The sequence below is a fragment of the Lactobacillus sp. ESL0681 genome, from assembly GCF_029392835.1.
Classification (GTDB): domain Bacteria; phylum Bacillota; class Bacilli; order Lactobacillales; family Lactobacillaceae; genus Lactobacillus.
In genome coordinates this window covers 1444294-1459936 of sequence record NZ_CP113943.1, presented here as the reverse complement: position 1 = coordinate 1459936, position 15643 = coordinate 1444294, and the positions used below count along the sequence as shown (strand labels likewise).

Sequence of the window (15643 nt, the reverse complement as noted above, 5' to 3'; positions counted from 1 at the left end):
TTACCCACAATTTTGTTATAAGTACCATTGGCTTTGATCTTTGCAAAACCCGCGTTAAACTTACGGATCAATTCTTGATTCGTACCCTTTTTAACTGCAAAACCATACCAACCAGTATTTGCAGCTTTAGTGACAATCTTTAATTTCATGCCCTGATTAATGGCATACTGCATCACAGGCTGATCTTCAAAACAGGCCACAGAATTACCAGTAACAACATCCTGATACATATTATCGGAGTCATCAAACGTAACTGTTTTAAAACCATATTTTTTCTTTAAACTATTAGCATATTGAGCAGCAGCGGTTCCAGTCTTGAGTGCCACGCGCTTGCCCTTTAAATCCTTAAAGCCGCGAATCTTGCTATTGTTACCAACAGCCATCACCACACCAGTCTTAAAATATGGTGTCCCAAAGTCAAACTTTGCTTGCCGTTCTTTGGTGATTGTCATCCCAGCAATAATACCGTCTAACTGACCAGACTGGACAGATTGAACTGCACCATTAAAGCCAACCTGCTTGGTCTTAACCTTAAAGCCCTCTTCTTTAGCAACCGCATTAATAATATCAATATCAATGCCAACATATCGATTATTATCGTTAGCAAATTCAAATGGTGGATAAGTAACATCTGTGCCGATTTCATAAGTCTTAGCCTGTGCTTGATCAGTGAAACTACCAATCAGCACTGCCATTATTCCTAAGAAAATCACACTTAACATGCTTCTACGCAATCGGTTATGCATAATTTTTGCTCCTTACATTAAAACTAAATTAGATAACTACAAATAAACTCATTATCCCTATTAATTATAAACTTACTAAGCTATAAAGGGAATTAATACACAACTTGACTAACAAAAAAAGACTGATTCTACCTAAATAGAAATCAATCTTGATAAAGCTTAATAAGTTATTCTTGCTTTAAAACTATATTTTCGTAAAGCTTAACCGTTACTAAATAATAACCTAAATACAGTACAATAAAAATCACAAATGGTACCCAAATATTACTATACGGATCGGGCAGAAGTGTTCTGAATAATCTGAGTCCAAATAGCACATCAATTATCCCCAAAACTCCAGGTAATAGGAACAAAGTCCCAATCTCTTGTTTAATTGATCGCCGCAATACTTGTTGTCTGGCACCAATCTTGTAAAGCATCTTGTAGCGAACCTTGTCACTTGCTGCACCACTCAAAACTTTAAACATTAAAGTCGAAGCTAGCATGGTTAAAAAGGCCAGCCCTAAAAAGAAACCCATAAATTCAAAACCACTGGCTAAACCAATCATCATTTGATAATTATTTGCCTTACTAGTTTGGAAGATATCTTTGAAAGCCGCATTCTCCTTTGCCTCTCGTTTTTCAATACTCAGAATAGTTGGATAATCTTTACCAAAATCTGTAACTCGTAGATATGAAACGAATTTATTCTGCCCGTTAATTTCCTGCAATTTTTGTGGTGAAACCAAATGGATGATCTTTGGTAAGCCATTAGGAACCATGCCGCCAAAAGTATTATTAGCATCCGTTCTTGGTTTATCTAATTGACTGGTTGGCAAAGTTACCTGATGCCATGATTCTTCATGGTTCTTATAGGTAAACTTCATATGCTTTAGCGGCTGTTTTTCAAATTCAGCTCGATTAAAATATAGCTCCTTGCTAGTTTCCTTATAATGATACGTCTGCTCATCTTTAATATCTAATTTAGCCACATCACGCTTGATTGCAGGAGAATCACTAACAATAGTTGCATCATAATAAGTATTATTCTGTGCCAAGTCTTTTAAAGAATCAAACTTCAAGCCAACCGTAATTGCTCCCAATGCTAAAGCAAAGAGTAGCGAAATTACCGTTAAGATCCGCGTATAATCACGCAAGCGAAACTTCAATTGTCCCAAGGTAAACATTCTAATGCCATGGTATGAAAAGCTTTTACGATTGATTAAAAAGCCAACTACCGCTCCAAAGAATGAGTTAAAGGTAAAATATGAGCCTAAAACAATCGTGACTAATGCTGCCGGCACAATGAAGAAGATTGCCGTAGCAGGCATATTCATAATATGATATCCAGCTGCAAGCAAAGCTATTCCTAACACTGCCTCAATCGAGTGTAAGAATGAACGTTTAGTTAGTTTAACAGGTTGTTGATCTTCATGTAGCAAGTCAATAACTTTAGTGTGAGTTAACTTGCGACTATTATGTAATGCCCCAAAAAAGAAAATAACAATGAAGAAAACTAAGGTCCAAAGAATTGCACTAGGCAAAATTGCTTGGAAGTGAGAAATTTGTAATCCTAAATTATTAATCAGCAATTTTGAAACTAATGCTGTCAGCCCAAAGCCGATCCCAATTCCTAAAAGTGCGGCTAAAATACCTGTAACTAGGGTTTCACAAAATATCAATAAACCAATACGTGAATTCTTAGCCCCTAGCATCATAAACATCCCATAATCATGTTTACGCATACTAAGCAAAAATGAATTCGCGTAGGTGAGATAGACCAATGTAATTACTACTAGCAACACGATTCCGAAGCCAAAGATAAAAGTTAAATAATTCGATGGCGCATTAACATCATGTGTCATAAATGACGGATTAGTCGCTAATGTTAAAAACATATAAAAAATGGTACTAGCAACAACTAACCCGGAAAACAATACGGCATAGTCTCTAAACCGGCTTTTAATACCTGTTAAAGATAATTTCCAAATCATATTTTGCTCCTTATTCTTCCGTACCTAAGTGATCGATCAGCAAGTGATAAAACTCTTGCCGTGACTGCTGCCCTTTAAGCATTTGCTCTCCAATCTTGCCATCCTTAATGAATAGAATTCGATTAGCAAAACTAGCCGAAAATGGATCATGCGTTACCATTAAAGTAGTCACATTATCGTTCCGATTTAAATTATCCATTGTATCCAATAATTCTCTGGCACTTTTTGAATCCAACGCCCCTGTTGGTTCGTCAGCCAGTAAAATGGTTGGTTCATGCACTAATGCTCTGGCTGAAGCCACTCTTTGCTTTTGTCCGCCTGACAGTTCGCTAGGATATTTAGCCAAAATTTCTTTAATCCCTAAACGCTGTGCAATCTTATCAACTAATGGATTTACTCGTCTAACTGAAAGCCCGCGCAATGTTAGCGGCAGTGCGATATTTTCACGGTTAGTCAAGTTTTCCAACAAGTTAAAATCTTGAAAAATAAAGCCAATTTGCTTACTTCTAAAATCTGCCATTTGATTAGCATTCAGTGTGCTAATATCCTCATGATTAATAAAAACATGTCCCGTAGTTGGCTTATCAAGAGTTGAAAGAATATTAAGCAAGGTCGTCTTACCAGAGCCTGAGGCTCCCATAATTGCCACAAATTCACCCGGTTCAACGGTAAAATTAATGCCCTTTAGAGCTTGATATTGTTTTTCCCCACGTTTACCGTAAGTTTTAGTAGCATGATCTACTCGTAAAATTTCAGTCATTATACATCCTCCTCAAAGTATTTGCGTATTAACTTACTAACACACTAATATCTAGTATTAATTTTGTCAAATATTTGCACAAAAAAAGATAAATCCTTCAATTTCTTTAGAAAGATTTATCTTTTAAAACTATTTAATCATCATCGTCGTCATATTCATTGGAATCATCCGTAGTATCTCGGATAATTGTTCCACCACCGATTGACTTAATCTTCTGCTCATTGCCATCAAGTTGAAAAAGCCCATTCTTATAGAGCATAACTTGCGTATGCTCATCACCATTGCTCTTTTCAAAATCATAGGTAACTTTATAAGTTACACTGCTAGAGTTATTTGGCGCTGGATTGATTGCCACCACATCACAGTCAATATCATAATAATCAGTTGAATCATTGTGATCGAATCCACGCAACATTTTGTGTAATTCCTGATAACTACTATTATCAGATCCACCAATAAAATTGCTACTATCGGGACCATTGAAAGCTGCTTCTAATGTGTCTTCGGCTTCATCTTTATCAATCAAACCTTTCCATTGCGGATACAAGATGATTCTACCGTCATCAAAGTCAATATCATCACTAAAATCATCATCGTCTTGCGCAGCAACTGCCGAAGGCAAATCAGTAATCACCTTTGAGCGCAAAACCTCGTTGCCAACATTAGTAGTAACATAAACCTCCATATTATTGGTTATCGGATAATCCTTAAAGGTCTTACTACCATTAGCTAATTTACCAACCTGATGATCGTTGAGATAAACCTTGGCACCAGGTAGACTCTTAATAGTAAAAGTCGCGGTTTTAATATTCAAGTTCACTGTCTTGTTGGACCAAATATTAACATTAGCATTCGCCTTTAGAGTGCGTTTGGCAACACTTGACTTAACTTCAAATTGATATTTACCAGGAAACAGTGGTTTTAGCTTTTGATAATATTCGCCGTCACCTTTAGCTTGACCAACTGCTTGGCCATTAATCAATACCGTTGAATTAGCATGATTTGTTTTGACTTGCGGCGTATAAGTATTTAGATGCAGCGTATATTTCGGGAAAAACAACAAATAGCGCCCCGATTGTTTAAGACTTACTTGATCCAAACTAGTACCTGACTTGAGAGCGATCGCCAAATTATTAGCAGTAGATTGATGTGCTTGATAATATTTTTGGGTTGGCTTTAGCGACTCATCTGTTACCTTCATGGCATAATCATCAGTAGTTACGTATTTTGCTAATGGCATTTGCGGATTCTTCAAACTAACCATGATTTGATCAATTTGATTACTGCGACTGTAATGATTACTACCCCAAGCATAAAAAACGCCAAACAAAACAAATACGACAACCGCTGCAATCAAAATAAATTTAGTTTTCTTTTTAACTGGTTGCGGCTTACTTGCTACTGCTTGACGCTTAGGCGAAGCAGCCTTTTTCGTCTCACCAGCAGTTGCCGACTTGCTAGCTACATTAGTTAAATCAGCCCCGCAATGCGGACAAAACTTAACATCAGCATTTACCTGATTGCCACATTGCGGACAAAACTTTTTCCCCATCTTCTACACCTCGCTTGTTACTACATGTGACTAAAATAAGTAATGAATTGTAAAACAACTGTATTATACGCCAACATCAGCCAAACTATTTCAACCATAAAGCTTGCAAATAAAGCCAGCATTATGCCATACATCTTGTCACGAATCGGATCAGAATCACCTAGTAATACTACTTGTACGGCAAGCACAAATAGATTAAGACTAATCAAACTTAGAATGACTGCAAAAATCTGACCACCTGCTCCCATCATCATAAAGATAAAGACAGCAGCAATCAAAATCAAATTTAAATTCGAGCACTGCACTGCATGATTAAAAAAGGTCAGGAAACTATTTTTGGGTCCATAAATAAAGCGATCAACCAAGTAATTCACCCCAGTAAAAGCTGCTTCTAATAAAATTACAAAAAATAATACCTCAAAGACTGTAATAAATGGAATGTTAACAAAAAACGCTTGCTGGCTACCATAACTATTTAAACCAATGTAGAAGCCTAATACCAATAACAAATCTTCAATTAACAAAGTGACTGCTCCATACCAGCTAGCGCTTGGCAGTCTGGTAAACGGATGTTGCCAAGACTTCACCAGCCACTGCCAATAACCCTGCATTTGATCAATTGGCTCTTGGTCACTTTCATCTTCAAAATCTGCTTGACTTTGATTAACATCTGCCTGGAAAGTTTTACGATTAACTGCCGTTTTGGCAACATTACGTAAGTCAGCCCCACAATTAGTACAAAAGTTAACATCATCTTGCATTATCGTCGCACAATTAGGACACTTTTTCATTCATTTTCCTCCTAAATTTAGGTTAACTACTCCCTTTTATTGTCATCTTTAGTTTAATATAATTTAGTGCATTAAAAAAGAGCGGATTTTTCCCACTCTTAACATACTATAAATTAGTTCTATTCATCATCTTGTACAGCACAATTAACTGTCTGTCGATTGCCGCAACCACGCCGATAAATTCTTCTTTCATTATTGCGTGGCACTGCACGTTGACGATCATTACGACCCCAACAATTATCCCAACTAGTTCGCAATTGCGTAGCAACCGTTGGATTATCAGTATTTTTGGCTTGCGTTTTAACTGGTAGAGATAGTCCTACCAGTAGCAATAAACCGAAGACTAGAGTTATCAATAGTGGTTTCTTAAATTTCATGGTTTTTTCCTTCCTAAAAAATGACTTAACTCACTAGCGCAACCGTTTCATAACTTGGCGTAATGGTGTCACAATAATTGGCGTTACAATTGCCGTAAACGCAGCTTCAATTAAGCCATTAAGGCCTAGTGCGCCAATTAAAATTACAATTAGTGGTGTGTTGGGAGCCATCTGCCCTAGATTAGCTACTAGTTTACCTGAATTTCCCATAAAAATCACACTCGTTAAAACAATTACCACAACCGTATTGGTCAAAGACGTAACTGCCCCAGCAAGTAAATAACCCCAACCTTGAGCAACTTGCTTCTTGTTATGCAGCAATTTACCAATTAAGCCAGCAAATAATCCTGCTAAGATACTTGGAGTCAATGAAATAAATACATTTTGGAACAGCATTAAACTGACAATATCACCTGGTTGTGTGTAAGCCTGAAACAGTCGTAATAATCCCCAAAATAGACCAAACAGTGTTCCAGCTTTAGGGCCCATCAATAAACCATAAACAGCCACAGTTAGTGGCACGGTTGTAATGGCAGGTAAAGTCGGCAAAATTCGAATATAGCCAATATTGGGAACAAAGGTCTGCAACAAAAATATTGCAACAAACATAGCGGTAATCGCCAAATTCCTAGTTTGCTTTCTCTGCATTTAAATCTCCTCAAGGTATTTACTTTAAAATTATTTGTCATTATATGACTAAACTGTCTAATAAGCAAATCGTATATATTATTTTAATAAACAACTAGCTATTAACTATTTTTACTACTCGGTTTAAAGCCTGGCGTGCTTCAGGAATCGGGTACAAAATAAAATCATGATCCATTTTAGGATAAATAAGTGTTTTTACCGACAATTTTTGCACCTTAGCTAATTGCGCCAGTCGTAAAGCATCAAAGTATAAAATATCGTGTGTTCCTGTAAAAACATAGATAGGCACTAGGCCGGTTAGTTTGCCATAAAGTGGACTAACCAAAGGATTGGTTTTAGCCAACTTACCTGCATAAATTTGCCCACGCAATCGTAAGTCTGTTGCCTGCAAAAGATGATCGTTTGGTTGAATTTCGGAAATTCGCGGATCAGATGTTGCAACGTCTAACCAAGGTGAAAATAAAATTGCTAACTTAGGTTGTGGTAACTGCAATTTTGTGACCTGCTCAAGCATTGCCAATGCTAATCCTCCACCTGCAGAATCACCCATTACAAAAATATTTCTAGGTGCAACTGTTCTAAATAATTCTTGATAAACCTCTAACACCATTTGGTTGGCAACAATTGCGTCAGCATTTGGTGCTTTAGGGTAAATGGGCAGAACAACTTGGGCGTGCAATTTACAAGCTAATTTTTTGAGCGTGGCAAAATGAAAATATAGTGGCTGCTCCCAATACGCTCCTCCATGTAAAAAGAACACAATCTTTTTACTACTGGCATATTTAGTGATACAAAAAACATCTCCGCGCTCGTTCCAAGGTTTAAAACCCATCTTTTGGGCATAAGTTGGCAAATGATATGGTTCATTAGACTTGTGTAAAGCTGCTTGATAGGTTGTAGGTGTCAGTGCAGGAAACGGCTTGATAACTCGCAATCCTTGCTCAATTAGAGTGCTGGTAACGCTAGTTCCCGTCTTGGCACGTAATCCTGCCCATGCTAGTAAACTAGTGGTCAAAATTACGTTAGTCTTCTTCATTATTTACCTCCTGTTGCTGCTCATAAAAAGCCCTAAGTTTCTTTGCTTCATTTGCTAAAGTTACCTCATCATTAACCTGTGACAACTTATAACCTACAAAATATGGTGGCGCCGCAAAGCGAGGAACTAACTTAGCACAAATTCCTCCCATTTCCCGTGGATAAAAAAATAGATTATATGAGTCAGCTCGTCCCTGATTCATAACGCTCAGTAGATATTTAACTCCTATTTGAATCCAATCAGCCCATAAGTTTACTCCAGCAATATTGAGCAAGTTAATATTCAGCTCTTCATAGCCTTGAACTGGCTGAGTTGCAACATTTACTTCGACATCCTCCTCATTGAATAACGTTATCCCAGAAAAGTTCTTTTCATTAATATAACTATAGCCATCAATATTATTAAGACCGACTAATTGCATATGGGGATGAACTAACGAACCACCTGAATGTGGCCCGTAATTTTTATACCAAAGAACTGATTTAAACAACTTGCTTTGCTGCATTTTGTTAAAGCAATCTAAAGCAAAGCTAAGTAATCGGCGATTATAAGCAACCGAATAATTAACAATATCCCCATGATGATCACTCGCTTCAATCAAGACTGTCTGCACCGTATCACGCAAGGTTGGAAATTTATTATGCAACCAAATCATGTCCCCAGTTTGCTGATAAATATCTGTTAAATCTGCAACTTGGCAAAAGGGACAAATTGCCTTGTTTTTAGTTTTCCGATATGAATGTGGCTTATTTTTAGCAACTGCCAATTCAAAAACTAATGGCTTCATTTCCATAATAACCTCCCAAATAAAAACTGGTGTTTTACTAACCTTACAATAGATGATAAACTTAAACAGCAAATAATTTCAAAAAGCTTTAATTATAGTGGGTGAATTATGCAATCAAGAAAAGATTTAAAAAAACACAATAATCGCAATAATCTCTATTTAATCACTGCTGGCATTATTTTAAGCTTATTAATTGTCTTCGGCGTTGTGCTATATAACCAACATGTCGAATCTCAAAAACAAGCTAGAGAATTTGCTACTAATCACTTTAATCCTAATGTTAGCATTTATGGGGTTAAAGTTGGCAATTTAACTATCAATAAGGCTACTAAAAAAATCAATGCCCATGCTAATAACTTAGTTTTATTAGAACAAGGTAAAGTTTCAATCGAACGCGATCCAAGTATTAATACAATTGATAAGCAAACAGTCGCGCAATACTTCAAAAAACAACACACTGCTATGCCTGACAAACGTAATTACAACTACCGTTTCCAAGCACTCGCTAAGGCTAAGCAAAAATTCAAGAATGTTAGTCATGCCGAAATTGATTATCAGATAGCTGGTAAAACTTTTAAACTAAAAGCACAAAAGTTAATTAATCAAGCGACCTTTAAAAATGGTAAGTACAGCTTTACTAATGTTGAAAACTTAACGGCTAAGCTTAACCAAATGAATAATAGTGTTTCTACCTTACATCAAAGCTATAAATTCACGGTTCCCGTCCATAAAAAAGTTAATGGCAACAAAATCACTGTGAAAAATCAAAGCTATGGTTGGGGGATTTATACCAAAAAAGCCCAATCGGCAATCGAACAAGCTTTTTTAGACGGTACTAAGACACTTGATGGTAAAAACTATATTTACGGTTTAGGATACAGCACCTATGGACTAGGATATGGCAAAAGTAATCATGGCATTGGCGACAATTACGTCGTGATTTCACTTAAAAAACAAGAACTATGGATTATCCGCAAGGGTAAACTAGCTGTTCACTTAACTGATGTCGTCACAGGCACCAAGAATGGCGGCAAAGGAAACCGCACGCCTGTAGGTGTCTGGTACATTCAATATAAACAGTCTCCAGCTACCTTACGCGGTAATAATGATGATGGTTCAAAATATTCATCCAAAGTGCAATATTGGATGCCGTTTACACTCAGTGGCTGTGGTCTTCACGATGCTAGTTGGCGCACTGACTGGAGCAAGAAAGCATATCTGCGCGGTGGCTCACACGGCTGCATCAATATCAAACCTAGTGAAATCAAATCTGTTTGGCATAATGTAATCAAGCATGAAGCTGTAATTGTTTACGATTAATAGCAGTACAAAAACACCTCGTTTAGTCAGCGAGGTGTTTTTATATGTTTAAATTTAAACTAATTAATCTTCGATTGCCAAATTTGTTTTAATAGCTTCATTAACAGCAGTTTTTTCATGTTCAATTAAATCAACTTTGGTAGCAATTGATCTAGTATCCATCTGAATTTCACGACCTAAACCTGGTTGATTAATCTTAGGTTCAAAGAAGGCCTTGAATTCAGCTAAACGTTCTGGTGTATGGAAAACTCTGGCGGTGACTGTAATATACGAAGTAAATGACATATCGCCACCAACTGTCTGTTCTAGCCAAGACCATTTATCTCGTAACCAATCCCACGCAGCCTGCTGCCCTTTTGGCTCAGCTAAAACATTATAATACCAAGAGCGTAAGTCTTGCGGCTTAATTACATCAGCATCTCCAAAATCAGCAATAATTCGATCAATTTCCTGCTCATCCTTGGTACTGGTAATTGCTGATAACAAGTCTTCCTTATAATATGGATCAACTGCTGCCTGATATTCCTTAATTAGCTGCTCAACTAAGCCTGTTCTAGCATAATTCTTAACTTCATTCATCAAGACATATGGACGAATTGCAGCATCTAAACTAGCTAACTTAGACTGGTAATCGTTGAAGATTTGATGACCCGTTGCAATAACCGCTTGATTTTCAGCATAAAGAGCTGCCGAAAGTTCTAGTGGACGCATTTGCAAATCTTCCATAGAATCATTAGCTTGTGCCTCCCAGCCTAACCGTGCAACTTGCGCGTGCGACAATTGATTAAAGAATTGTTTTAAGTTCTTTTCTTCAATCGAAGCAGGAGTAACAAACTTACGCAATTTTCTAGCTAAATCGAATAAGGAATTAATCACAATATTTGATTTAGAATTAGCAAACTTAGGCAATAACGGTACAATTTCGGCATAAGAAACCTGCTTGCCTTCTGCTAACAGCCCTAAATCTTGCAATAGTTGCAATTGATCAACTGCTGTTAACTCATTCAGTTCAGTCATAATATCTGACATCAAAGTTTCATCATAGTTAACGATAAAGTGTGAGCTATTACCAACATTCAAGCGTAATGCATGACCTGCATTTTCACGCAATTTTTGATAATTACCCAAATCAACTTCTGCTTTAGTCATAATCTTTGGTGCTTCAAAGTTAGCATTTAGCGGGATTGCCCAAAGACGACCTTTGTCTTCACCTTCACCAGCAAAAAATTGTTGCTGCTCTAAAATTAAGTGTCCATTATCAGCCACCTTAGCAATGACAACCGGATAACCTGGTTGATCTAACCAGGTATGCATAATCTCGCCAATATCTAAATCAGTCGCTGTTGATAATGCATTCCACAGATCATCGCCAGTAGCATTGCCATATTGATGTTGTTCAAAGTAATATTTCAATCCCGCACGCAGTGCATCATCGCCCAAGAGTTTGCGTACCATTACCAGCATCCTAGAACCTTTGGCATAGACAATCGCACTGTCAAACAGTGAATCAATATCTGCTGGGTGTTCAACTTCAACATGGACAGACTGGACGCCATCAGTTGCATCCCGATTTAAAGCCATTGGAACCTCACCCGTCTGATACATATTATCCCAGACGTGCCAATCAGGTTCGATAGCATCGATTGATAAGTACATCATCATATTGGCAAAACTTTCATTAAGCCACAGATCATCCCACCACTTCATCGTTACCAAGTCACCAAACCATTGATGTGCTAATTCATGGGCAATTACGGTAGCAACGTAGCCTTTTTGCGCAACTGTTGCGTTATCTGGATCAAGTAAAATAGCTGCTTCACGATAAGTAACTAGACCCCAATTTTCCATAGCTCCAGCAGAAAAATCTGGCAGAGCTAATTGCCATGAGTGTGGTAATGGATATTTAGTTTGGTAAAATTCCTCGTAAAATTCAATTGAACGTTTAGCAATATCTAAAGCAAAGTCTAATTCCTTAGGCTGATGGGCTTTAGTCGCAAAAACGCCAACTTGCACACCATCTTTAGTTTCTGTTAGCTTAGATTGTAATTCACCAAAGGCAAAGGCAACTAGATAAGTTGACATTCTAACTGACTTTGCAAAGTAGTGTACGCCATCTTCAACCTTAGCTTCTGGCATGTTGGCGATCGTTACTTCACCAGGGTGCTCATCATATTTCAACGCCAAAGTAAAAGTAGCTTTTGCTTCAGGCTCGTCAACACAAGGAAAAGCTTGTCTTGCAGACGTAGTTTCAAATTGAGTTCCAATAATCTGTTTCTTCACACCATCAAGCATGTAATAAGATGGATAAATCCCCATCATAGTATCAGTTAGTGGGGCGCTATAAGCAACTGCAACCGTCACTTGACCACTATGGCCAAGATCAATCACAATCGCCTCTTTATCATCATCAACAGTAAACGGCAGCTCACGGTCGTCCTCCTTAACTGAAATGATGTTCATGAATTTTTGATTAATAAAAATCGTTTCTTCAACCGCTTCACCAGTAATGGTTGATGTTCCCGTAATTGTCTTCTTTTCCCGATCTATATCAATGAATAAATCATAATGATCAGGCTGAAAAGTTTCATAAAAATGTTTGGCAGCCATAATTTCCTCCTAAATTAATATTCATTATAAATTTTACCAAAAATACGGCTAAATTGCAGAAAAGTTGAATGTAAGGCAGGCGTGTTATTTCTGTAACAACAATGAAATATTTTAAGCGTACTATATTCAATAGTAATAAATCTAGTTTTTAAGGAATGAAGAAATTGCGGAAAAGTAAAAGTCTAATTTTAAAAATTGTTTCAGCATTGATGTTAGCCTGCAGCTTAATCGCTGTCTGTGAAGTAACCAACCATAATCCAAGTACCCAAACAGTTCAAGCTGCTAAGTTATCTAAGCGTGAACGCAACGCCAAGAACTGGATTGCCCAACGCGAATCTGGTGGTAACTATCACGCACGTAATGGTGCTTGTTATGGCAAGTTTCAATTAAATATTGGTTACCTTCATGGCGACTATTCTAAAAAGAATCAGAACAAAACGGCAGACAGATATGTCAAGAATCGTTATGGTTCATGGGTAAATGCCAAGAAGTTTTGGCAATCACATCATTGGTATTAAACTTTTCATTCCTAGATATACAAAAAAACAACTTAGCAAATCTGCTAGGTTGTTTTTTAGTTGGATATAATTTCCAAACGTACTTATGATTTTTGATTAGATAAAAACTTTACGAATCTGGCTTCATCTCTAGCTGACAAATAACCAACAAATTTTACAAATACGCACTGTTCCTCCACTCTACGTAAAGCAACCGTATCTATCCATGACGGTTGCCTTAGTCCCGCAGATAACCAATCTTTAATTTCAAAATACATGCTCTTAAGATATTCGGGTTTATGAGAAAATTGACTTGTTATTTTGTAATAAGTGATTTTTTGATTACCATACCTAACTACAAATACTGGTCTAATTTTAGAACCTAGCCCACGTCTTTCGTCATAAGCCAGATCAGCAATCATAATACTGTTCTCACAAACACTATCACTCATCGCATAAATTCCTCACGATCTGCTTTTTTTAATAAGTCTAATTCTTGAATTGGAGACTTTTCAAAGGCTAATTTACTAATTGCATCAAAAAATCCGTTAAAAATTACGGTTCTAACGGATTTTTAAGTGTCTAACACTTTTTATTAAAGTAACTAACTAAAACTTCCCCTATAACAATTTACCACATACCAATAATCTTCATCCAGCCTAAGCCAATTACGCCGTAGACTAGAATATAGAAAATTCCGAAGACAAAGCTCATCTTCCACCATTCATTTTGTTTAACATAGCCCGAAGCCGCTAAGACCGAAGCTGCCGGACTCGAATAGTGAGTTGTTGACCCCATGATTGCAGAAAAGAAAGCTAAAAATTGAGCAGCCATCATCTTTGGAGCGCCTGCAGCAATTGCTACAGTTAATAGTGGCAGATACATTGCTGAGTTGTGTGCAGTTGCACTAGCAAATAAATAGTGTGTGTAAAAGAGAACTAACGCTAAAATAATTAACACTAAGAGCCAATTTACACCCTTTAAACCAGCCGAAATACTGCTGGAAATCCAGCCGATAAAGCCAAATTGGGTTAGCTTTTCCGCCATAAAGATTAAGACAGACATCCAGATCAAAATGTTCCAAGCACCTGTTTCGTGCAACAAATCATTTGGCGTCAAAATGCCAGTAAATAACAATAATGAAACGGAAATAAAGGCAATCAAAGTTGCATCAATATTTAAAGTACTCGATAGCATCCATAAAATCAAAGTAATCGCGAAGATTAAACTCATCATTTTTTCTGGCAAACTAAATTTACCCATCTCAGCTAATTGGCTATCAGCCCACTCTTTGGCATTTGGCGTTTCCTTAATTTCTGGCGGATACATTTTATAAACAAAAAATGGAATTACTGCTAAACAAATTGCCGCTGGCACAATACTGGCTAAAAGCCAATTCATCCAGCTCAAAGTTACGCCAGCTTTACCAGCCATCGCTACCGCAATTAGATTCGGTGCACAGGCCGTCATAAATAACGATGAAGTAATAATATTAACTTGAAATTCCGTAAAGGTTAAATATGCGCCCATCTTTTTTCTTGATGGATCGTTAGGCTTAGAATCAAACGTATCTGCAAGTGATTGAATTAATGGGTAAACCACCCCACCAGCCCGTGCACCATTTGATGGTGTAGCGGGTGAAATAATCAAATCAATTGCCCCAATGGCATAACCTAGACCAAGTGATTTTTTACCAAACCACTTAATAAAATACAAGGCAATTCTACGGCCTAATCCCGTCTTCACAATCCCACGTGAGATCATAAAAGCCATGGCAATCAGCCAAACAGACGAATTACTAAAAGCATCGACTGCACCCTTGGCAATTACCTTACCATCGACTACTTTATCAGCTAAAGGAACCAGTCCTAGACAAATAGTCAAGGTGAAACCGATCAGCGTCACCCCTGCAATTGGTAGTGGCTGCGTGATACAGCCTAAAATAGTCGCCACGAAAATGGCTAACATTTGCCAGGCCTGAACACTCACTCCCGCTGGGCGAATTGCCGTGGTAAACCAAATTGCTAATCCTGCCACTAATGGCAAAATAAATTTAGAATAGTTTATTTTTGCTAGATTTTTCATAAATCCTCCTTCTAGACATAATCACCATAGTATCATATTCGTTGCTGAGGTAAAGGGCTTTTTTGCACATCTTATAGTTACAATTAAACTTAAGAACATACAAAAACACCCTTGGCTAACCAAGAGTGTTTCTGCGATTTATTTAAAAAATACTAATTAAGCATGATGTGCATGGTGCCTCATGGCGTGTGCTTGCGCCTTCCGAGTCTTAATCCAACTAGCAAAAAAGGCTACTCCAAAAACAATTAATGACATAACCGATCCAGCAATAACCAGATCGGTATTACTATTCATAGTCATCGATTGTTCACGTGCAAATAAGTCTTCTGACTTATCAACTTGTCTGCATAACCCAAAGAACAACATGATCAGACTACTTAGAGTCAACAAGCCATTAATCGCCATCCACATTCTAATCTTTAATAACTTCATAAAATCATGTCCCTTCTTTCGATATAAATGTC

At 37.3% G+C, this 15643-nt stretch carries 14 protein-coding genes and 1 pseudogene; 2 read left to right on the top strand and 13 right to left on the bottom strand.

Translation table 11 applies throughout. The features are described 5' to 3' along the window. Positions 1-2: 2 nt before the first annotated feature. From OZX59_RS06970 to OZX59_RS06930, 9 genes and pseudogenes are all read right to left on the bottom strand, one after another. Positions 3-695: pseudogene (locus OZX59_RS06970) on the bottom strand (transporter substrate-binding domain-containing protein); the annotation flags it as partial. A gap of 218 nt (positions 696-913) precedes the next feature. After that, positions 914-2719: an ABC transporter permease gene (locus tag OZX59_RS06965; RefSeq protein WP_277125570.1), complete on the bottom strand. Its 1806-nt coding sequence runs from the start codon at positions 2717-2719 to the stop codon at positions 914-916. Positions 2720-2729: 10 nt separating this feature from the next. After that, complete coding sequence (locus tag OZX59_RS06960) at positions 2730-3479, bottom strand: ABC transporter ATP-binding protein (RefSeq protein WP_277125568.1); 750 nt, start codon at positions 3477-3479, stop codon at positions 2730-2732. Between the two features lie 133 nt (positions 3480-3612). Then, positions 3613-5031 (bottom strand): zinc-ribbon domain-containing protein, encoded by a 1419-nt coding sequence (locus OZX59_RS06955; RefSeq protein ID WP_277125566.1) that lies wholly within the window; start codon positions 5029-5031, stop codon positions 3613-3615. A gap of 20 nt (positions 5032-5051) precedes the next feature. After that, positions 5052-5822: a zinc ribbon domain-containing protein gene (locus OZX59_RS06950; protein WP_277125564.1), complete on the bottom strand. Its 771-nt coding sequence runs from the start codon at positions 5820-5822 to the stop codon at positions 5052-5054. 119 nt (positions 5823-5941) lie between these two features. After that, positions 5942-6199: a hypothetical protein gene (locus OZX59_RS06945; RefSeq protein ID WP_277125562.1), complete on the bottom strand. Its 258-nt coding sequence runs from the start codon at positions 6197-6199 to the stop codon at positions 5942-5944. Positions 6200-6232: 33 nt separating this feature from the next. Beyond that, a complete protein-coding gene (locus OZX59_RS06940; RefSeq protein ID WP_277125561.1) occupies positions 6233-6847 on the bottom strand; it encodes an ECF transporter S component in 615 nt (204 codons plus the stop codon). 94 nt (positions 6848-6941) lie between these two features. After that, a complete protein-coding gene (locus OZX59_RS06935; RefSeq protein ID WP_277125559.1) occupies positions 6942-7883 on the bottom strand; it encodes an alpha/beta hydrolase in 942 nt (313 codons plus the stop codon). Beyond that, entirely contained in the window at positions 7870-8676 is an 807-nt protein-coding gene (locus OZX59_RS06930) for a DUF4931 domain-containing protein (protein WP_277125557.1), read from the bottom strand. The genes OZX59_RS06935 and OZX59_RS06930 overlap by 14 nt, the downstream gene beginning before the upstream one ends. A 102-nt stretch (positions 8677-8778) precedes the next feature. On the opposite strand from OZX59_RS06930, the gene OZX59_RS06925 reads away from it, so the two are divergent. After that, entirely contained in the window at positions 8779-9990 is a 1212-nt protein-coding gene (locus OZX59_RS06925) for a L,D-transpeptidase family protein (RefSeq protein WP_277125555.1), read from the top strand. Positions 9991-10053: 63 nt separating this feature from the next. Here the strand turns inward: OZX59_RS06925 and OZX59_RS06920 are convergent, their stop codons facing one another. Then, on the bottom strand, positions 10054-12597 hold the full coding sequence (locus tag OZX59_RS06920; protein ID WP_277125553.1) for a M1 family metallopeptidase: 2544 nt from the start codon (positions 12595-12597) through the stop codon (positions 10054-10056). A gap of 155 nt (positions 12598-12752) precedes the next feature. Here OZX59_RS06920 and OZX59_RS06915 point away from each other — a divergent pair, with 155 nt between their 5' ends. Then, a complete protein-coding gene (locus tag OZX59_RS06915; protein WP_277125551.1) occupies positions 12753-13115 on the top strand; it encodes an aggregation promoting factor surface protein in 363 nt (120 codons plus the stop codon). Positions 13116-13198: 83 nt separating this feature from the next. On the opposite strand, the gene OZX59_RS06910 is transcribed toward OZX59_RS06915, so the two are convergent. From OZX59_RS06910 to OZX59_RS06900, 3 genes are all read right to left on the bottom strand, one after another. Further along, a complete protein-coding gene (locus OZX59_RS06910; RefSeq protein ID WP_277125549.1) occupies positions 13199-13546 on the bottom strand; it encodes a hypothetical protein in 348 nt (115 codons plus the stop codon). A gap of 178 nt (positions 13547-13724) precedes the next feature. Beyond that, positions 13725-15179, bottom strand: coding sequence for a DASS family sodium-coupled anion symporter (locus OZX59_RS06905; protein WP_277125547.1), 1455 nt, complete (start codon positions 15177-15179; stop codon positions 13725-13727). 156 nt (positions 15180-15335) lie between these two features. Next, positions 15336-15611 carry a hypothetical protein gene (locus tag OZX59_RS06900; RefSeq protein WP_277125546.1) on the bottom strand — a complete coding sequence of 92 codons (276 nt, stop codon included), beginning with the start codon at positions 15609-15611 and terminating at the stop codon, positions 15336-15338. Positions 15612-15643 lie beyond the last annotated feature (32 nt).